Source organism: Bacteroides rodentium JCM 16496 (assembly GCF_000614125.1).
GTDB classification, from domain to species: Bacteria; Bacteroidota; Bacteroidia; order Bacteroidales; family Bacteroidaceae; genus Bacteroides; species Bacteroides rodentium.
The window spans coordinates 26327-49368 of sequence record NZ_BAKJ01000012.1 but is presented as its reverse complement, the minus strand read 5'-3'; the positions used below and the strand labels follow the sequence as shown (position 1 = coordinate 49368).

5 protein-coding genes and 8 pseudogenes are annotated in these 23042 nt (G+C 48.4%); all 13 read left to right on the top strand.

Annotated features, from left to right (window positions below; all coding sequences use genetic code 11):
• Positions 1-154: 154 nt before the first annotated feature.
• The 13 genes and pseudogenes from JCM16496_RS07395 to JCM16496_RS07335 all read left to right on the top strand — a co-directional run bounded on the left by JCM16496_RS07395 (position 155) and on the right by JCM16496_RS07335 (position 23023).
• A pseudogene (locus tag JCM16496_RS07395) lies at positions 155-3357 on the top strand (SusC/RagA family TonB-linked outer membrane protein).
• Positions 3358-3388: 31 nt separating this feature from the next.
• Positions 3389-5070: pseudogene (locus JCM16496_RS07390) on the top strand (RagB/SusD family nutrient uptake outer membrane protein).
• A 228-nt stretch (positions 5071-5298) separates the two neighbouring features.
• Complete coding sequence (locus tag JCM16496_RS07385) at positions 5299-6702, top strand: alpha-L-fucosidase (protein WP_025833289.1); 1404 nt, start codon at positions 5299-5301, stop codon at positions 6700-6702.
• 115 nt (positions 6703-6817) lie between these two features.
• Positions 6818-10850: pseudogene (locus JCM16496_RS07380) on the top strand (hybrid sensor histidine kinase/response regulator transcription factor).
• A gap of 170 nt (positions 10851-11020) precedes the next feature.
• Positions 11021-12285: pseudogene (locus tag JCM16496_RS07375) on the top strand (DUF4995 domain-containing protein).
• 1043 nt (positions 12286-13328) lie between these two features.
• Complete coding sequence (miaA, locus tag JCM16496_RS07370) at positions 13329-14246, top strand: tRNA (adenosine(37)-N6)-dimethylallyltransferase MiaA (protein ID WP_025833287.1); 918 nt, start codon at positions 13329-13331, stop codon at positions 14244-14246.
• 67 nt (positions 14247-14313) lie between these two features.
• Positions 14314-15239, top strand: a pseudogene (locus tag JCM16496_RS07365) (diacylglycerol/lipid kinase family protein).
• Between the two features lie 112 nt (positions 15240-15351).
• Positions 15352-16154 (top strand): annotated as a pseudogene (gene kdsA, locus JCM16496_RS07360) (3-deoxy-8-phosphooctulonate synthase).
• A 200-nt stretch (positions 16155-16354) separates the two neighbouring features.
• A complete protein-coding gene (locus JCM16496_RS07355; protein WP_025833285.1) occupies positions 16355-19183 on the top strand; it encodes a M16 family metallopeptidase in 2829 nt (942 codons plus the stop codon).
• A gap of 83 nt (positions 19184-19266) precedes the next feature.
• Positions 19267-20753: pseudogene (locus JCM16496_RS07350) on the top strand (DUF5687 family protein).
• Between the two features lie 25 nt (positions 20754-20778).
• The gene (locus tag JCM16496_RS07345; RefSeq protein WP_025833283.1) at positions 20779-21573 is read left to right on the top strand and encodes an ABC transporter ATP-binding protein; all 795 of its coding nucleotides are present in this window, start codon (positions 20779-20781) and stop codon (positions 21571-21573) included.
• A pseudogene (locus JCM16496_RS07340) lies at positions 21570-22084 on the top strand (C40 family peptidase). The gene JCM16496_RS07345 and the pseudogene JCM16496_RS07340 overlap by 4 nt, the downstream one beginning before the upstream one ends.
• A 54-nt stretch (positions 22085-22138) precedes the next feature.
• Positions 22139-23023, top strand: a complete 885-nt coding sequence (locus tag JCM16496_RS07335) for a TraB/GumN family protein (protein ID WP_025833282.1) — start codon at positions 22139-22141, stop codon at positions 23021-23023.
• The last annotated feature ends 19 nt before the right edge of the window (positions 23024-23042 follow it).

Genomic DNA, 23042 nt, shown 5'->3' with positions numbered 1-23042 from the left:
TTTTAGCACATTAACCTGTTTGTACCAACGAAAATTGAGACATTTCTGTCATAGAATAAAACAGATCTTGACCATTCAGAAAGTCGTTACTTCTATCTTTGCAACCACATGTTGCAAAGAACAAATATTAACCTTATAAATAAACAAAAAGATTATGAAGAGTAAACTCAAAATTCTAATTACCATGTCACTCCTACTCATGGCAGCAGGCACCCTTTCAGCCCAAAGCCTGAAAATCACCGGAAAAGTGATAGACAGCGACGGGTACGAAGTTATCGGTGGTAATGTCACTATCAAAGGGAAACCGGGTACGGGTACCATCACCGGCGTCACCGGCGATTACAGCATCACCGTAGACGATGCCGCGAAAGACGTGTTAGTATTCTCCTACATAGGTATGCAGACACAAGAAATACCCGTAAAAGGGCAGAGTATCATCAACGTGACACTGAAAGCCGATGCCGTGATGCTGGAAGAAGTCGTTGCCATCGGATACGCCACCGTGAAGCGCAAAGACCTCACCGGTTCTGTGACCTCTATCAAAAGCGACGAACTGATGAAGACTCCCACCTCCGACGTGACACAGGCATTGGCTGGACGTATGGCAGGCGTACAAGTGGCTCAAAGCGATGGACAACCCGGTTCGGGTATCTCTATCCGTGTGCGCGGCGGTATCTCCATCACACAAAGCAATGAACCGCTTTACATCATCGACGGCTTTCCCACTGAGGACGGTATGGCCTCGCTGGACCCTGCCGAGATTGAGACCATCGACATTCTGAAAGATGCATCCGCAACGGCCATCTACGGTGCCCGCGGCGCCAACGGTGTAGTGGTCATCACCACCAAGAGCGGAAACAAGGACGAAAGTAAGGCTACCGTGAATTTTGATGCCTACTTCGGCGTGCGCAAGCTGTCGAAGAAACTCGATATGCTTTCTACCAAGGAGTTCGTCCTTGCCGACTATGAACGTACGTTAGGATATGCCAAAGAGGAAGATATGGCAAACTGGCAAAGCCGTTACGGCAGTTTCCTCGATTTAGACGAGAATTATGGTAACCGCCCCGGACTGGACTGGCAGGAAGAGACCTTGGGACGTACTACCCTCACACAGAATTATCGTGTAGGCGTGAGCGGCGGTAATAAAAAAACGAAATATAGCGCCAGCTACAGTTATTTTGATGATGAAGGAGCCATGGTGAACAGCGGTAGCAGCAAGCACACCATTTCATTGAATCTGAACAGCGATGTGAAGGAGTGGCTCAACGTAACCGCACGAGCCACCTTCGACCAGCGTAAAGTCTATGGCGCAGGTACCGCCGGAAACGGCGAAGGTGCCGATGTCAATGCCCGCTTCAACAAGATGGCGCAGATTCTGCAACAACGTCCCACCGTGGGCATAAGTGGCAATGACAGAGATTTGCTTATCGGAAACGACCCGCTCTACGACGAAGAGGGAAACGTATTGGTAAACCCGCTTCTCAACGCCTACGAGGAAGAACTGGAAAAAGAATTCCGCACTTTCCAGATTAACGGTGGATTCACCGTGAAACTGATGAAAGGACTGACCTTCCGCAACACCATCGGTATGCGCTACCAAGCCGTGCGCAACGAACAGTTCTACGGTGACGAATCTATCATGGGAAAACGTACCAGCATCAACGGTTCACTGACCAATACCGAAAACGGCAGTTTCCAAACCTCGAACGTATTGTCTTACTCCACCCAATTCTATAAAAAGCATCACCTCACTGCTATGTTGGGACAAGAATACGTGAACCGCTGGACCCGATTTCTGAAAGGTACTGCCACACACTTCCCCAATGATGAGATAGGCTTGTCTGACATGAGCTTGGGAACACCGAGTTCCATCGATACCGACGAGAATTACAACGACAAGTTAGTATCTTTCTTCGCCCGCGCCAACTACGACTTTAACGACCGTTATCTCTTCACTGCCTCCCTCCGTGCCGACGGCTCGTCCAAGTTCGGAAAGAACAATAAGTGGGGTTACTTCCCTGCTGTCTCCGCTGCTTGGCGTTTGGCAGAAGAGGAATTCATCAAGAAATTGAACATCTTCTCCGACCTGAAGTTCCGCATAGGTTACGGATTGGCCGGTAACAACCGCATCGGCTCGTACAACAGCCTTGCCCTGCTCACTTCGGTACTTACAGCCGTAAACAACTCCCACGTGCCGGGCTACGTAGCCAAACAGATACCCAACCCCGACCTGAAATGGGAGGCCAACAAGACCTTCAACATGGGACTGGACTTCGGATTCCTGAACCAGCGCATCACCGTATCGCCCGAGTTCTACATCAACAAGAGCAGCAACCTACTGCTGAATGCCAAACTGCCCGAATCCTCCGGCTACTCCACCATGATAATCAATGCCGGTGAAACCAAGAATGTAGGCATTGACCTCACCATCAACACCGTGAACATCACCAACAAGGACTTTGAGTGGAAAACCTCGCTTACCTTCTCGCACAACAAGAACACCGTCGAGGCACTGACCGGCGAAGCGTGCAGCATTACGAAGCCAAATTCGGCTTCAACCAGAACACTCACCGCATCGCCGTGGGCGAATCGCTCGGCCAGTTCTATGGTTACCGTACCGAAGGGCTGTATCAAGTCTCCGACTTCGACTATGACCCCGCCACACAGAAGTACACGCTGAAAGAGGGCATTCCCTATCACGGTACCCGTGATGCCATCCAGCCCGGCATGTGGAAATTTGCCAACATAGATGACAGCAACGACATCATTGACGAAAACGACAAAACCGTCATCGGCAATTCCACGCCTGACTTCTACGGCGGTCTCAACAACACCTTCAGCTACAAGAATTTCGACCTGAGCGTGTTCCTCACCTTTAGCTACGGCAACGAAGTGATGAACGCCACCAAGATGATTGGCGCCAAAACCGGCTCCAGCAACAAAAACTCGCTCGACGTAGCCAACAGCCACAACCGCTGGATGACCATCGACGCACAGGGCAACAAGGTGACCGACCCCGCACAATTGGCCGCACTGAACACCGGAAAGACGGTAGCCGTTTACAGCGACACCGAAGAGGGCGACTTCTATGTACACTCTTGGGGTGTAGAAGATGCCTCGTTCCTGAAACTGAGCAACGTGACCTTAGGTTACAATTTTCCCAAGAAAATGATTCGCCGCGCAGGGCTGAGCAAACTCCGCCTCTACTTCACGGGCAGCAACCTGTTGACGTGGACCCCTTACAGCGGATTCGACCCCGAAGTATCGACCATGACCAGCGGGCTGACTCCCGGCGTGGATTACGGTTCCTATCCCCGCAGCCGTTCCTTCATCTTCGGCATAAACGTAGCTTTCTAATCATTCACCATTTAGCAACATCAGAACAATCATGAAAAAATATATATCCATTTTCCTTGCAGCCCTCACCTTGTCGGCAGGACTCTCCTCCTGCGAGGACATGCTTACCGAGAAGCCCGATTCGGCCTACGACCTTGACCAGTATTTCACTTCCGAATCGAAAGCGGAAATGTCCGTGATGGGCATCTACAGTTCCATTACGCACCCCAATCTCTACGGCTCGCGCATCATGCTACATTCGTATCAGATGATACCCACTTCACCAGCCGAGTCAATTCCGACGGTGCCATACACGATATGTCGAACTACACCCTCGCCGCCACCAACAAATGGGTCAGCGACCTCTGGAAATATACCTACGAAGCCATCGACCGTTGTAACTTCTCCATTGCGGGCATCAGCGGCATGAAGGACTACGAAGAGAACAAGACCTTGCAGAAGCTTGTGGCAGAGGCCCGCTTCCTCCGTGCTTTCATGGCTTTCGACCTGGTAAGGTTCTGGGGAGACGTTCCTTTCAAGACCACCTATTCTTCGGGCTATGAATCAGCCTTCAACCCGCGCACCGACCGCGAGGCCATCTACGAGGAAATCATTAAAGACCTCGATTTTGCCAAAGCTACCCTCGACTGGAAAGACAGTTCGGAAAGTCCCGAACGCCCCGGTCAGGGTGCCGCCCGCGCCCTGCTGATGCGCGTACTACTGCAACGCGCAGGCTACAGTCTCCGGACGAATGGTGAACTGACACGCCCCGAAGAAGCCAAACGGACGGAATACTTCAATGCCGTGATTAAAGAATGGGAGCAATTCAGCGGCAAGCACGATTTCTACGCAGGCTCCTATGAAGACCTGTTCAAGACCTTCTCCGCAGGTGTGCTCAATTCGCAGGAAAGCCTCTTTGAAGTAGCTTTCTTCCATGCACAAGGTAACCGGAGCGGCGGTTGGTGGGGCACGTACAACGGTCCTCTTGTGGGCGAACCGAAAGGCATCGAGCCTACAGAGACAGGCAAATACATGGGACGTGCCAACGCTTTCTTCCGCGTGGTGCCCGAATGGTTTGACTTCTTTGCCGAAAACGACACGCGCCGTGACATCAACATCTGCACCTACCAGTGGAAATGGAATACCTCCAAGAAGATGCACGAGAAATCGAAAACCCTCAAGAATAATTCCTGGTACCCCGGCAAGTGGCGTCGCGAGTGGATGCCCATCGGCTACAAGGACCTCAACTATACCGACGTGAACTACTGTCCGCTGCGTTATGCCGATGTCGTGCTGATGGCAGCCGAAGCCTACAACGAAACCGGAAATACCGACGAGGCATGGAGATTGCTGAACAGTGTGCGCACCCGTGCCGGAGCGCCCGAAATCACAAGCGCCAACTATGCCGGGCTGCTGAAAGCCCCGAAGGTATATGACCTGCCCTTCATCGACGATGCCACGGAACAAGGTAAAATCCGCACAGCCCTCTATTGGGAACGTGGTTTTGAACTGGCTTTTGAAGGACAGCGCAAGTACGACCTCATCCGTTGGGGCATCCTTAAGGAGGCGCTCGACCTATTCGGCTCCAAATCTGCTTTGAACCAAAAAGAGGATACCATCCCCTATCCTGCCTACAAGAATTTCGTGGCGGGCAAGCACGAACTGCTCCCCATCCCACTGAGCGAGATACAGAGCAACGCCAAGTTGGAAGGGAAGAACAACAACGGATATTAAATATCTATATATCGACCTTTAGTCACCCTGTTTACAGGAAAGGCAAAGCCCCCCAGCTTTGCCTTTCATTTTTGTATACCCTATCCGATAATACCTTGCAACTGATTAAAATCTCCCTATTTCAAACAATATTGGTACTACTTTCAACAAAAATGTAGCCCCAAGAATACTTTCCTGCCTACCTTTGCTCCCACAGCAAATGGAATTTTCACATTAAACTAATTACCCATGAAAAAAGTAGTGACGCTTATTGCAGGAGCTGCACTGTCGCTTGCAATGCACGCACAAGGAAACTTCACAACCAAAGACCATGGCTTTGTACACGAATCCTCCAAAGAATATGAATGGCCTACCGACCCTGAAGTACTGAAGAAGCTGGACCAATGGCAAGACCGGAAGTTCGGCATCATGTTTCACTGGGGTGTCTATTCCGTGCCTGGCATCTCCGAGTCGTGGGCACTCTGCTCAGAAGACCGCTTCACGGCGCGTCGCAAAAAGATACGTCCCGGCGCCACTTACGATGAATTCAAAAATTGGTACTGGGGACTGGCAGATTCCTTCAACCCAACCCGGTTTGAGCCTGCCGAATGGGCGAAAATCATGAAAGATGCCGGATTCAAATACCTCATCTTTACCACCAAGCACCACGACGGCTTCTGCATGTTCGACTCCAAACACACCGACTACAGCATTGCGAAAGGCCCCTACAAGAACGGAAAATACAGCAACATAGCCTATCACGTGTTCGATGCCTTCAGGCAGCAGGGCTTCATGATTGGCGCCTACTTCTCCAAACCGGACTGGCATTGCCCCTATTATTGGGACCCTGCACTAGCCACTCCCACCCGTAACGTAAACTACGACATCCTGAAATATCCTAAGACTTGGGAGAAGTACCGACAATACACAGCCAACCAAATTGACGAGTTGATGTCCGACTACGGGAAAATAGATATGCTTTGGCTTGACGGCGGTTGGGTGAGAAAGCCCCAACAAGACATCAACATAGACGAGATTGTAGACAAGGCCCGCGCCAAGCAACCGGGGCTGATAGCCGTGGACAGAACCGTGCCCGGACGCAACGAGAATTACCAGACACCCGAGCTCAGAGTTCCCAAGGAACAATTGGCTCACCCGTGGGAGACCTGCATTACTTTGAGCAACACATGGGGATGGAATCCGAAGCCCAAATTCAAATCGGCCGAATGGGTCATCAACACATTGATTGAAGTTACAGCCAAAGGCGGATGCTTTGCCCTGAATGTAGGTCCCACCGGTGAAGGTATAATTGAGGAAGCAGTCATCCAACGTCTGAAAATCGTAGGCGAATGGCTGAAGAAGAACGGCCAAGCCATCTACGCCACCCGCCCCACTCCCAACTATCACAGCGGCAACGTGTGGTTCAACGCCAGCAAGGATGGCAAGACCCTATACGCCATCTATGCCTTGCCCGAAGGCAAAGAACTGTCCGAATACATAGAATGGGAAGGAAATGAGCCTAAAGGCAAGATGACTTTGCTGCAAAATGGGAAGTCCGTACAATACACCAGCAAAAACGGAAAAGTCAAGGTGACATTACCCAAAGGACTAAAAAAAGAAGCATTGGCTTTTAAATTCAGAGCGGCAAAATAAAGACAGATAGTTCGTTCTGCTTAAAGCAATAAAGCAGGACGAACTATTTATCACAGATTTGCATAAATGGAGAATTATTCTTTATCTTTGCCCATACAACCTTATGTATCTGAATATGACAAAATGTATTATATTCCTCATCGCAAATCTATTGCTGTTTCCTCTTTTCGCTCAAGAGCAAGAACACATCAACTTCACTCATATCGGAGTAAACGAAGGTCTATCTCAAAGTACCATTTTCGGTATCACGCAAGACCGGCAAGGCAACATGTGGTTTGCCACCTACGATGGACTGAACAGATATAACGGCTATGACTTCACTGTCTTCCAGCATGACGAGCAGAATCCATACAGCATACAAAACGACATTATCCAAGCATGTATCATCGACTCGCAAGGCAGGCTGTGGGCAGGCACCGATGAAGGTCTCTCACTCTATGACGCAGCCAAAGAGTCGTTTTATAATTTCCCGTATGAGGAAGGAGAAAAGAAACAACCCATAACTGCCATCGTCGAAATCAGCGGGAAGCAGCTACTGTTGCTGTCCAAGAAAAGAGAAGCTCTATTGTTGTTCGATACGGAAAAGCACCAATTCTCCCACACGCCGTTGCATCCTTCCCTAATCGGCATTTCTCCTACTGCCATCAGCCGTCAAGGTGACCATATATATATAGGCAGTTACCAAGAGTATTCGCATACTCCATCTCCACGAAATCGCTGAAAAACATTGTTCCTGAAAGGCTGAAAGGGAAACAGATTCTTTCCTTTCTACAACAATCCCCTATCCTTCTATGGATAGGAACCGAAGGCGACGGGTTATTCCGCATCAATCTCCAAACGCAAGAAGTCACCAACTATATCCATGTCCCCGGTAAAGAGAACAGTATCAGTTCCAATTACATCCGTTCGCTTGCTCTCGACTCGCAAAACCGGTTGTGGGTAGGTACCATCCATTCACTGAATATCTATAACGTAGAAAACGACTCTTTCAGAAGCTACACCGCCGATATATTGAAAAACGGCAGCCTCTCGCAAACTTCGGTGCGCTGTATCTTCATGGACTCACAGGGAGGCGTATGGCTGGGTACTTACTTCGGTGGACTGAACTACTATCACCCGCTGAAGAACCGGTTTCACAACCTGCAATTCATTGCAAACCGGCAGTCGTTGAACGACAATATCATAGGATGCATCCGCGAAGACTACCGGAAGGGGCTCTGGATAGGCACAAACAACGGAGGTCTGAACCACTACAATACCCAAACCGGAAAATTCACCTACTATACCACGAAGGAAGGCCTGGGCGCAAACGATATCAAATATCTCTACGTGGACGAAAGCAAGAACTTGGTCTATATAGGTACCCATACCGGCGGCCTCAGCATCCTGAACCTCCAATCAGGACATATAGAAACCATCAGAGAACGAGAATTCAGGAACATCTATTTCATTGAGCCTACAGAAAACGGGGAATTATGGATAAGCGGCATAGCCGACCTGCTACGATTCAATCCCCAGACAAGAAGCATAACGAATGTGACCGCTTTGGCAAACGGCCAACCGCTGCTACCCGAACAAATCACAACTGCACTGCGTGACAGCAAACACCGTTTATGGCTGGGCGGGCAAAAAGGATTGGCCGTATATACTGAAAAGGGAGGTGAACTGACGGATTGCCCAATCATCCCGGCAACGTCTTCCATCCATCACCAATCCGTCAACTGCATCCATGAAGCCCGCAATGGCATTTTCTGGATAGGTACACGTAGCGGTATCTATCGTTTTGACGAAAAGCAGAAAGAAATAAAGCAGTATACCACCGCCCAAGGACTTGCGAACAACGTGATACATGGAATCCTGGAAGACTCGTCCGGCAAGCTATGGCTAAGTACGAACAAAGGGCTAAACTACTTCCTGCCCGAAACGGAAAAATTCAGGAACTACACGAACAACGACGGACTGGCAAGTAACCAATTCACAAATAATGCTTATTGCCAAACCTCCGACGGGCAAATGTATTTCGGAGGAATAGAGGGTATTACCACCTTCCGGCCCGAACTGCTGGCAGACAACCCCCACACACCACCGGTAGTCATCACTCGACTCAGGTTGTTCAACAAACCGGTCTACCCGGACGACGAAACGGGCATACTGGAAAAAGCCATCAACGACACGCGCAGCATCACTCTCTCCGCCGCCCAATCCATGTTCTCACTGGATTTCGTCGTTTCCAATTACATTTCCAGTGAGCACAACACCTTTGCCTATATGCTGAAGGGATACGACAAAGAATGGTATTATTCAAATAACCAGCGCACAGTATCGTACTCCAACCTGCCTCAAGGCACTTACCGATTCCTTGTAAAAGCAGCCAACAGCGACGGCAAATGGAACGAAACCCCAACGGAACTGGAAATCATCATCCTGCCCGCCTGGTATATGACGTGGTGGGCAATCCTCCTGTTCGTCCTTGTATCCATTGCCATTATTATCTTCATCGTCAGGTACTTCTGGTTGCGCAAAAGCATGGAAACGAAACTGCAAATGGAACGCATTGACAAGGAACGGCAGAAAGAAGTAAACGAAATGAAACTGCGTTTCTTCATCAACATCTCCCACGAACTGCGCACGCCTCTGACCATGATATTGGCTCCCCTGCAGGATATCATGGAGAAAATCAACGACCGGTGGATTCACAAACAATTAGAACACATACAGCGTAATACCAACCGATTGCTCCATTTGGTGAACCAACTGATGGATTACCGACGTGCCGAATTAGGCGTGTTCAACCTGAAAGTGAAATACACCCCCATACACGAGACCATCGAAAAGGATTTCCTCTTCTACGACAAAGTGGCCCAGCACAAAAAGATAACCTACCGTTTCTACTCTGAAATAGAGGATAAAAAGATACTTTGTGATCCCAATTATCTGGAGCTGATTATAAACAACCTGCTTTCCAATGCCTTCAAGTACACCGGTGAAGGAAAAAGCATTACCGTAGTCCTAAAAGCCGTGAACAATGAATTGCTACTTCAAGTCAAGGATACCGGGAACGGTATTCCCATCGGCAAACAAGAAAAGATTTTCGAACGGTTTTACCAGATAGATAATGAACATATCGGCAGTGGCATAGGCCTATCTTTGGTTCAACGCCTGGTCGAATTGCACCATGGACGCATTGAGCTAGAAAGCGCCGAAGGCAAAGGAAGCACCTTCTCCATCTATCTGCCCACGGACGAAGCGAGCTATAAACCTGAAGAGAGAGTCACGCTTCAGGAAGACAAGGAGCAACAACAAGTATACACCACCAACAGTCCGGACATGTATATGATAGATACGGAAAGCGAAAAGAGCGAAGTAAACGAGGAAGACAAAGAGGCAAAAGGACAACGGGACGAAAGAATCTTAATCGTGGAAGACAACATTGAGATACAGCAGTACCTCAGTGACGAGCTCGGAAAGACTTACCGGATACTCAAGGCCGGAAACGGCGAGGAAGCCTTGGGATTGATAAAAGAACAAGAAATAGACCTGGTACTGACGGACGTATGATGCCTGTAATGGACGGACTACAACTCTGCAAACTGATAAAGCAGAATTTGCAGACTTGCCATATCCCCGTCATCGTACTCTCTGCCAAGGCAGACCTAAAGGAACAGTTGGAAGGTTTGCAGGTGGGTGCCGACGATTACATACCCAAACCGTTCTCATTGGTGATGGTGGCAACCAAAATCAAGAACTTGTTCCGTACACGCCGCCGTGCCATAGACTTCTACTCCAAGTCGATGGAGATAGAGCCTGAAAAAGTCGCCCTCAATCCATTGGACGAAGAACTCTTGAAAAAAGCCATCGAGGTAATGGAAAAGCATATGGATGACATAGAGTTCACCACAGATGAATTTGCACGGGAGCTGTGCATGAGCCGCTCCAATCTGCATCTCAAGATGAAAGCATTGACGGGAGAATCGACCAACGAGTTCATCCGCAAGATGCGTTTCAACAAAGCATGCAAACTATTGAAGGAAGGCAAATATACTGTAGCCGAAATAAGCAGCATGGTGGGTTATAACACTCCTTCCTATTTCGCTGCATGTTTCAAGAAATATATGGGGTGTCTGCCATCGGAGTATGGAAAGCAATGACTCTTTGGACAAAGTTGGGAAGGTATTCAACAATATTAGGACACTTTTAAATATCTGCATTCATTCATTCGACAATCTTATCCTTCCCTTCTGCGCCAATCCCCTATCTTTGCGTATAGAAACACAACAGTCTACAGACTGTCTATTTTTATACGTAATACATACCAACCATGAAAAAAAGTTTATTTGTAAGCGCAGCCCTCATTGCCCTCGGACTGGCAAGCTGCCAGAATAAGTCCGAAGACTCCTATCAGAACTGGACGGAACACGCATTGGACGCCTCTTCCTACCAACTAAAGCAAACTGCAAGAGAAATTGCCGACTCGGCCTTGATGCCCCGTTCCACCTACACCGAATATGAGCTCGACTTCCTCGTCAGCCAGATGGAGCAGGATGCCAAAGTCTTCCAAGATTCTCTTTGGCCTAATCCACCCGCCGAAAAATTAGGCAAAAGACGTCTTTGCAACATCTACGACTGGACAAGCGGTTTCTTTCCCGGCAGTCTTTGGTATGCATACGAAATGACGGGGGACAAAGAGCTGAAAGAACAAGCCATCAGATACACCAACATGCTGAATCCTATCCGTCACTACAAAGACAACCACGACATCGGCTTCATGATGAATTGCAGCTATGGGAACGCCTTGCGACTGGCCCCCAATGACAGCATACTGAATGTACTGGTAGAGACTGCGACAATCTCTGCCTCCGCTTCAACGAACAGATTGGCTGTATCCGTTCCTGGGACTTCGGGCACTGGAACTATCCCGTCATTATTGATAACATGATGAATCTGGATTTGCTCTTCAATGCCAGCAAGCTCACCGGCAACAAGAAATACTATGATGTGGCCGTGAAACATGCCAAGACTACCATGAAGCATCACTTCCGCCCAGACTATACTTGTTATCATGTCATCAGCTACAACAACGATGGTACAGTGGAAAGTAAAGGCACACACCAGGGACAAAGCGACACGTCCAACTGGTCGCGAGGCCAGGCATGGGCGGTATACGGCTACACAGCATGTTACCGTGAAACACGCGACACCGCTTTTCTGAAACATGCTACCCGCATAGCAGATATGATAATGAAACGAGTGACCACAAACGACAGCATCCCATATTGGGACTACGATGCCCCCGACAGCGAAGCTACCCCACGTGACGCTTCTGCAGCATCCGTCACTGCATCCGCCTTTATGGAACTCAGTACCTTCGCTTCCGATGGACTAAAGTATTTCAAGTATGCCGAAGCTCTACTCAAAAATCTTTCCGGGAAAAATTACCTTGCAGAGAAAGACGAGAATCAAGGATTTATATTAATGCACTCAGTGGGTTCCCTGCCTCACGGTTCGGAAATTGACACTCCCCTGAACTACGCAGACTATTATTATTTGGAAGCCTTGAAACGGTATTTGGACATGCAGAAATAAATGATAAATGAGGATATGTCAGTTCTGACATATCCTCATCATTACTGTTAACCAATACATTATCTATATGAAAGAAGAAAAAGTTGCCGCCCAATTGTATCAGAAAACCCTCCTTCAGCTCTTGATTGGGATACCCCAATTGATAAAGTTTGAATTCTGAGCTGCCGAACGACATCGCATCAAATGTATTGAGCAGGCTGAACGGGTGTAGATACCGGAAGCCTTCCAATAGGATAAATCCTTTGTTCCATGATAGCTTGTCTTTTGATATTCTAAAGCAAAGATAGGCATTTAAGACAATTATTAGTACTACTTTCAACAGAAATGCAGTTCCAACCCCAAGCTTCAGCATCAGTCGTCCTATCTATTTCCCGCCCCAATAGGTTTCACCACAAACCGCTGTAAGGCAGCCGATTTCTATAAAGTTGAAGGGCATGAAGCTTTGTTTGCCTAATTTATACTCAGTGATAAAGTTACCAGGAGCAGAGCCGACTTGTCGGCTGACGCCCCCTTTAACCTGCATTATTCATGCCTATCATTTGCCAAACTATCGGCATCTGACTCCCGATAACTGCCGTAAATTAAACAGGTTAATACCACAGCAACTACATTGTACGACAGGAATGATGAAATTCCAGACTTTCAAAATGCGCCAAAGTTCAGTTTAGGGCATAAAAAAAGGAGTACCGCTGTACTCCAACCTTTGTTAACCTTAAATCTAATACTATGAAAAACACATTGCAAATGTACGGACTTTTGGGACATTGACAAACTTTCCAAGAAAAAAAGCATGTTTCATAACATATTTTAATAAGACGAATGCTCGTTTTCACGTCCTTTTTCACTTTTTCTGCTTCAAAGCAGAAAAGAAGGTATAGCATCACGTAAAAAAATGAGCAAGTTCTTTCCATTATACTCCCAGTTTGCATTATCTTTGCACTAACACGAAGATAAGCTGCACCTCAGCATAAAAAATGAACGAGTTCATTTTTTATGCATTCGGTTTGCACTATCTTTGTAGTGAGATTAACAAGAACTTATATATGCCAGACTATGATTTAATCGCCATATTAGGGCCTACCGCTTCAGGAAAGACTCCATTTGCAGCCGCCTTGGCCGCCGAACTCCATACGGAAATCATCAGTGCCGATTCACGGCAAATCTACCGGGGGATGGACCTGGGCACCGGCAAAGACCTTGCCGACTATACCGTCGACGGGAAACAGATTCCCTATCACCTCATCGACATAGCCGACCCGGGCTATAAGTACAATGTTTTCGAGTATCAGCGTGATTTCTTGAATGCTTACGAGACTATTAAACAAAAAGGTTGCCTGCCCGTTGTATGTGGAGGAACCGGAATGTATCTCGAATCAGTGCTGAAAGGCTACCGTCTGCTGCCCGTACCCGAGAATCCCGAGTTGCGCACCCGTCTGGCAGACAAATCACTGGAAGAACTGACCGACATACTGAAAGGTTACAAAAGCCTGCACAATACCACGGACGTGGACACAGCCAAACGTGCCATACGAGCCATCGAAATCGAAGAGTATTATGCCCATACCCCGGTAGACGAACGTTCCTTCCCCCAGCTGAACAGCCTCATCATAGGTGTGGACATCGACCGGGAATTGCGTCGGGAGAAAATCACCCACCGCCTGCACCAGCGCCTGGAAGAAGGAATGATAGACGAAGTGCGCCGTCTGATAGAGCAAGGCATCCAACCGGATGACCTCATCTATTACGGACTGGAATACAAGTATCTGACACTCCACGTCATCGGCAAGTTGACCTATGAAGAAATGTTCACGCAACTGGAAACAGCCATCCACCAGTTTGCCAAACGCCAGATGACCTGGTTCCGCGGTATGGAACGGCGTGGATTTACCATCCATTGGATGAATGCCCGGTGGCCGATGGAAGAAAAGATAGCTTTTGTAAAGAAGAAGTTGGAAGGATGATGAAACGATAAAGTGACCGGGGGAATTTAAATAGTAAATAGTAAATAGTCAAATCGTAAATAAAATCATGAGTGCAGAACCCGAAAAGTTGGGGGTGATATACAACCCCAAAGCCGGAACACGGAAAGTGCAGAAACGGTGGAAAGAAATCAAAGAATACATAGACAGCAAAGGTGTGCCTTACGACTATGTGCAGTCCGAAGGGTTCGGTTCGGTAGAGCGTCTGGCAGGTATCCTTGCCAACAACGGCTACCGCACCATTGTTGTAGTAGGTGGTGACGGCGCACTGAATGACGTCATTAACGGCATCATGCTTTCCAATGCACCGGACAAGGAGAATATACCATCGGCATCATCCCCAATGGCATAGGAAATGACTTTGCCGACTATTGGGAAATGAGTTCGGACTACAAGAAAGCGGTGGATTGCATCATCAACAACCGCCGCCGGAAAATAGACGTGGGTACCTGCTATTATTACGACGGTGAAAAGCATCTGACACGCTACTTTCTCAATGCCATCAACATAGGCCTGGGAGCCCGTATCGTGAAAATCACCGACCAGTGCAAGCGCTTCTGGGGAGTGAAGTTCCTCTCCTACTTCATGGCACTGCTGTCCATTATCTTCGAACGGAAGCTGTACCGCATGCATCTCAAGATAAACGGCGAACACATACGCGGACGCATCATGACTGTCTGCATAGGCAGTGCGTGGGGATACGGACAAGCGCCCAGTGCAGTGCCCTATAATGGCTGGCTGGATGTTTCCGTCATTTACCGTCCCGAATTGCTGCAACTATGGTCGGGATTGTGGATGCTTATCCAAGGGCGGATTCTGAACCACAAGGTAGTGATGCCCTACCGTACGCAAAAAGTAAAAGTGCTGCGTGCGCAAAATGCCTCTGTCGATTTGGACGGACGCATTCTCGACCGTCATTTTCCACTGGACATCAGCGTACTGCATGAAGCTATAACATTGATTATACCAAACTGAGGTAGTTATTAGTGATTGGTGATTAGCCGAAAATGTTAATCACTAATCACTAATCACTAATAACCAATCACCAATCACTATTCACCAATCACTAATAACTAATAACCGTTTTATGATAGAACAACTAAAAAACAATCCTGCCGGAAACTTCTTCCTATTGGCAGGTCCTTGCGTCATTGAAGGGGAAGAAATGGCAATGCGCATTGCCGAACGTATCGTAACCATCACCGAAAAGCTGCAAATCCCCTATGTATTCAAAGGGTCGTACCGCAAAGCCAACCGTTCTCGCCTGGATTCCTTTATGGGCATCGGCGACGAAAAGGCCCTGAAAATACTGCAAAAAGTGCACACCACCTTCGGAGTACCTACCGTGACCGACATTCATGCAGCCGAAGAAGCCACCATGCTGCCGAATATGTGGATATCCTGCAAATTCCCGCCTTCCTCTGCCGGCAGACAGACCTGCTTGTAGCCGCCGCCAAAACCGGAAAAACCATCAACATCAAGAAAGGGCAGTTCCTCTCTCCGCTTGCCATGCGCTTTGCGGCTGATAAAGTAGTGGAAGCAGGCAATAGGAACGTCATGCTGACGGAACGCGGAACTACTTTCGGTTATCAGGATTTAGTCATCGACTATCGCGGCATCCCCGAAATGCAGACCTTCGGTTTCCCCGTCATCCTGGATGTAACCCACTCCCTGCAACAGCCCAACCAGACCAGCGGTGTCACGGGAGGTATGCCGCAACTTATCGAGACCGTAGCCAAAGCCGGTGTTGCCGTAGGTGTAGACGGACTGTTCATCGAAACCCACGAAAATCCCGCCGCAGCCAAAAGTGACGGCGCCAACATGCTGAAACTCGACCTGCTGGAAGACCTGCTGACCAAATTAGTCCGCATCCGGGAAGCAGTCGGATGACCTCCCCATCTGCTCCCTGTCTGCTCCCTACCTGCTCCCTGTCTGCTCCCTACCTGCTCCCTGTCTGCTCCCTACCTCCTCCGTAGGTATAGATACGGAGCAGACAAGAAGGAGAAAGGGCTAAAAAAGCAAGAAACATTGTGATTTATAAAAGAACCGTCCGACAGATAATTCAGAAACAATTTAAATTCATAATAAATATGAAACATCTATTACGTGGTTTATGGATTGTAGCGTTAATTCTTTGCTGCAATTTTCAGCAGGTATTTGCACAGCAAATGCCGCCTATCCCGGTCGACAAGAATGTCCGTATCGGAAAGTTGGACAACGGATTGACCTATTATATCCGCAAGAACAGCCTGCCTGCAAACCGGGCCGACTTCTACATTGCCCAAAAAGTAGGCTCCATTCAGGAAGAAGCCGACCAACGCGGCCTTGCCCACTTCCTGGAACACATGTGTTTCAATGGAACGACCCACTTCCCCGGTGATGCACTGAAACAATACCTGGAGCGTATCGGGGTGAAATTCGGTGAGAACTTGAACGCCTATACTTCCGTAGACGAAACCGTATACAACATTTCCAATGTACCGGTCACTACTCCGGGAGCCATCGACTCCTGCCTGCTGATTCTGCACGACTGGAGCAACGATTTGACCCTGGACCCGAAGGAAATAGACAAGGAACGCGGAGTCATCAACGAAGAATGGCGCACCCGTATGAGCGCCATACAACGCTTCCAGGAGAAGATGCTTCCGGTCATGTTCGAAGGAACGAAGTATGCCACTTGTTTCCCTATCGGAACGATGGAGGTCGTTATGAACTTCAAACCGCAAACCTTGAGAGACTACTATGAAAAGTGGTACCGTCCGGACCTTCAGGGCATTGTGGTAGTTGGCGATATAGACGTGGATGCCATCGAAGCCCAAATCAAGAAAATGTTTTCTGATATTCCCGCCCAGCCCAATGCTGCCAAACGTGAGTACTATCCGGTAAACGACAACAAGGAGCCTATCGTATTGGTTTATCAGGACAAGGAACAGCCCAATGTACAAGCCCTCATCTTCAACAAGCACGAAACCACTCCTGACGAGCAGAAAGGCGACATGGGCTATCTGGTACAGAATTATGCAACCACGCTCATCAACAATATGCTGAATGCGCGTCTGAACGAATTGGTACAGACCGCCAATCCTCCTTATATATATGCCGCCACTTATGACGGTGATTTCTTCGTTGCCAAAACCAAAGGTGCCTTCACCGGTGTCGTTGTCTGCAAGGAAGATGCCATAGAAAACGGAATAGCCACTCTCCTGCGCGAAACCGAGCGCGCCCGCCAATTCGGCTTTACGGAAACGGAATACAACCGTGCCCGTGCCGAATATCTGCGCCAACTGGAATCTGCCTATAACGAGCGTGACAAACGCAAGAATGAAGAGTACGTGGACGAATATGTCCGTCATTTCCTCGATAACGAACCGATTCCGGGCATCGAAAACGAATACGCCATCATCAACCAGATAGCCCCCGCCATTCCGGTTGCCGCGCTGAACCAGATGATGCAAGCCCTCGTGACAGACAGCAACCAGGTAGTCGCTATCCTCGGCCCGGATAAGGAAGGATTGAAAATGCCGACAGAAGATGCAATCAAGAAAATACTGAAGGATATTAAAGCTGAAAAACTGACTGCCTACGTAGACAAGGTGTCGGATGAACCTTTGATGGCCGAAGCCCCGAAAGGCGGAAAGATTGTATCCGAACAGACAGACGATACATTCGGCACTACAACGCTGACACTCTCCAACGGAGTCAAGGTCATTATCAAGAAGACAGACTTCAAGGCAGACGAAATCCGCATGAAGGGAGTCAGCCTGGGCGGTAGTTCCTTGTTCCCCGACTCGGAAATCATCAACATCAACGGACTGGATGCAGTGAGTGTAGGCGGTCTGGGTAATTTCAGTGCCGTAGACCTGGAAAAAGTCCTGGCCGGCAAGAAAGCCTCTGTCAGCTATAGTATCGGTGACAAGACAGAAACCGTCAATGGCAGCTGTTCACCGAAAGACTTCGAAACAATGATGCAGCTCACTTACTTGACGTTCACCGCCCCGCGCCGTGACGACGATGCCTTTGCATCCTACAAGAGCCGTAACAAAGCTGCCTTGCTGAATATGGAAATGGAGCCCCAGGTGGCGTTCAGTGACTCTGTCTCGGCCGGTATTTACATGCACCATCCCAGAAGAGCCAGAATAAAGGCGGACATGATTGACAAAATGGATTATGACAAGATTCTGTCCATGTATCAAGACCGCTACAAAGATGCCAGCGATTTTACCTTTATCTTTGTAGGAAATGTGAATGTGGAGGAAATGAAACCACTCATCGCCGAGTACCTGGGTTCACTGCCTGCCATCAACCGCAAGGAAACATTCAAGGACAATAAAGTAGACATGCGCCGGGGAGTTTACAAGAATGAATTCGTAAGGAAGCAGGAAACCGCCAAAGCGTCGAATTTCGTCCTGCTGAACGGTGACTGCAAGTACGACCTGAAAAATAACATCCTGCTGGATATGACCAGCCAGATTCTTGACTTGGTTTATACAGCCAAGGTACGTGAAGACGAAGGTGGCACTTACGGTGTATATGTAGGCGGCCAGTTAAGCAAATATCCGAAAGAAAAGGCCCTTCTGCAAATTATATTCGAAACCGCTCCGGCAAAAAGAGAAAAGCTGATGCAGATTATCTTTACAGAACTCGGCAACATCGCCAAAGCTGGCCCGTCGGAAGGAGACCTGAATAAAGTGAAGGAGTTCATGCTGAAAAAGCATGCCGAAGACTTGAAGGAGAACAGCTACTGGCTGGGAAGCATTGACGAGTACCTGTTCACCGGTATGAATCCGATAAAGGATTACGAACAGATTGTCAACAGCATCACCGTGAAGGACATCCAGAAGTTCACCGACGACTTGTTCAAGCAGAAGAATGAGATTGAGGTATCAATGATTAGTCCTGAAACTCCTGACAAAGAATAAGAGAGCCATACACACAGAAGGCTGCGTTGTTCAACGAAAGGCAGCGCAGCCTTTTTTATACAAACTCTATATATACAAATACTATGAGTCTTTTCTTAGATTTGCGCAAGCACGGAAAACTGGCGGAGAAACGAAATCCGATGTACGAAAAAAGTAAATTCGGAAAATTCTGGATGTACTTCATGTTCGTCTTCTGGGCCGGTTACCTGATATTCTTCGGTACGACCTTCGCAGTCGCCTTTGACGGCGGTGCCACAGAAGCCTATCACGTAATGAACTCCGGATTGATATTTGTCCTTGTACTGGATTTCCTGATACGCCTGCCTTTCCAAAAAACACCCACCCAGGAAGTGAAGCCCTACCTGCTGCTTCCCATCAAGCGGAACCGTCTTATCGACTTCCTGCTGATTCGTTCCGGACTGGATGGCTTCAATCTGTTCTGGCTGTTTCTGTTTGTTCCGTTTTCCATCATCACCGTCACCAAATTCTATGGTATCGGTGGGGTGCTGACCTATTGCATCGGCATCTGGTTGCTGATGATATTCAATAACTACTGGTTCCTGCTGTGCCGCACACTGATGGGTGAGCGCATCTGGTGGCTGGCACTACCGGTAGTAATATATGGTGGCATTGCCGCCGCACTATTCATTCCGGACAACAGTCCGCTTTTCGACTGTTTTGTCAATCTGGGAGAAGGATTCATCACCGGCAATATTCTGTCATTCATCGGTGTACTGGCTGCCATCGCCCTCATGTGTTCATCAACCGCACTCTGATGCAGAAACTCATCTACAATGAACTGAACAAAGTGGAAGATACACGGATAAAACATGTATCCGAATACAAATTCCTCGACCGCTACGGCGAGATAGGCGAATACATGAGACTGGAACTCAAGTTATTGATGCGCAACAAGATTTGTAAGCGTTCGCTCTATTCCATCACCGGTGTAGTGATCATGTTCAGCCTCATTATCAGCTTTTCCGATGTCTACGACGGAGGTATGAGAGATTTCTTCGTCCTTTACAACTACATTATCTTCGGCATCATGTTCCTCAGCACACTGATGGGTTACGAAGGCAATTACATTGACGGACTGATGAGCCGCAAGGAATCTATCTACTCGCTGTTGCGTGCCAAATACATACTGTACAGCATTGCATTGCTCATTCCTACGATTCTGATGATTCCCGGTATGGTTACCGGTAAGGTATCCGTACTCGGTTGCATTGCATGGCTGATATTCATTCCGGGCGCCGTATACTGCTGTCTGTTCCAGTTGGCGGTCTACAACAACAAGACCACCGACCTGAATTCAAAAATGACCAGCCGGCAGAACATAGGTACGGGACTGCAAAACCTGATTGCAGGAGGTGCCTTCGGCATACCTTTACTGCTGCTTTTTGCACTGAATGCCATCTTTGGCAAAGAGGTCACCCCCTGGATACTTATCGGCATCGGCGTGGCATTTATCGCCACTTCCAAATTCTGGCTGATGAACGTATATCACCGGCTCATGAAACGCCGCTACAAGAATATGGAAGGCTTCAGGGACAGTAGACAGAAATAGAAATCATTAAACATCAATCACTAACATGATACGCATCAATAATTTACAGAAGAATTTCGGCACAAAAAAAGCCGTAGATATAGAGAACTACACCATCGGGCAAGGCGATATGCTGGGACTGGTAGGCAACAACGGTGCAGGCAAGACCACCCTCTTCCGCCTTATCCTTGACTTGCTGCAGGCAGACCGGGGCAATGTAACCATCAATGACATTGACGTCAGCAAAAGTGAGGACTGGAAGAACTTCACGGGAGCCTTTATAGACGACGGTTTCCTGATAGACTACCTCACTCCCGAAGAATACTTCTACTTCATCGGCAAGATGTACGGTCTGAAGAAAGAGGAGGTAGACGAACGCCTGCTTCCCTTCGAACGCTTCATGAACGGCGAAGTAATGGGCCAGAAGAAATTCATCCGCAACTATTCTGCCGGAAACAAACAGAAAATCGGCATCATCTCCGCCATGCTCCACCATCCGCAACTGTTGATTCTGGATGAACCGTTCAACTTCCTTGACCCCAGTTCACAGTCCGTAATCAAACACTTGCTGAAAAAATACAATGAAGAGCACGGAGCCACTGTCATCATTTCCAGCCATAACCTGAATCATACAGTGGACGTTTGCCCGCGTATTGCATTGCTGGAAAACGGTGTTATTATCCGCGATATACGAAATGAGAACAACTCTGCCGAGCAGGAACTGGAAGCTTACTTCAACGTCGGCGTGGAGGAAGAAATAGCCGAAGAAACGAAAGCCGGGACAACCGGTGAAAATGCGGAAAACAAAACAATCAGTATAAACGACACTACAGAGGCATGAAACGAAATCTATCTTACACTATAACAATGCTCTGCCTTGCAGCGATACTTGCCTCCTGCGGCAGTAGCGCACCACGAGTCGACTACCAGGCATTGGCACAAGCTTCCATCAAACTGGGTATGGACATTGACAGGCAGGACAACCACAAGCTTTACATCAATGCCGCCCGATGGATAGGCACCCCCTACCGCCCGGGAGGGAACAACGCGCAAGGCATAGACTGCTCCGGACTGACTACGCAACTGTACAAAGAGACCTACCGCATCCATCTGCCACGCAACACATCCAAACAGAAGTTTGAAGTACAGCGTCTACTGACAATCGACGAACTGCGCGAAGGCGACCTGGTCTTCTTCAACAGCCACACTTCCAGCAAGAAAGCTACCCATGTAGCATTTACCTCAAGGACTGGAAGTTCATCCATGCCAGCAGTAGCCGGGGAGTGATTGTCAGCAGCCTCCTCGAAGATTATTACAAGGAACATTGGATTTGCGGAGGAAGATATAAATGACCCAATAAAGCTTTAACAACAGTGTAAATTAACCCAAAAAACAGAAGAAAAATAATGAAGAAACTTTTAGGTATCCTTTTATTCATCAGCATTGCGCTGAGTGCCAATGCACAACTTTTATGGAAAGTATCCGGCAAAGGATTAGAGAAACCATCCTACATTTTCGGTACTTATCACCTCTCTCCACTCAGTATAAAGGACAGCATTGCCGCCATGCCGCAGGCCATGAACGAAACCACCCAAGTCTACGGGGAGGTTGTGATGAGCGAAATGGCGACTCCCGCCTTCATGCAAAGCATGCAACAGCAGATGATGATGCCCAAAGACACCACACTGCAAAGCCTCTTTACTCCCGAACAATACGAAGAAGTGGGCAAGGCTGTCAAAGAAAACATGATGGTGGACATTGCCATGCTGGCGCAACTCAAACCGGCTGCCATCAACCAGCAGCTCGTCGTCCTGCTCTACATGAAACATACTCCGGGCTTCAACCCGCAAGAACAGCTCGACGCTTACTTCCAGCAGCAAGCCGCACAGCAAGGCAAGAAAGTGGGCGGTCTGGAAACAGCCCAGTCACAAATAGACATTCTGTTCAACAGCCAGACACTGCAACGTCAGGCAAACCTCCTCTACTGCGCCATCAGTGACATTGAGAAAGGCATCGACCAAAGCAAACGCCTGATTGCCGCTTATGAAAAGCAAGACCTGGACGCCATGCTGCAACTGATGGAAGAGCGCGACGGCAATTCATGCGACCCGCTGCCCGGTGAGATGGAAGCCATGCTGGACAACCGCAACAAGGCATGGGTTGAAAAGATGCCTGCCATCATGACGGAAGCCCCCACCCTTTTCGTAGTCGGCGCCGGACACCTGCCCGGAGACAATGGAGTGCTGAAGCTGCTGAAGGAGCAGGGATATACTCTTGAGGCTATGAAATAAAGACCCTGACAATTCTCTC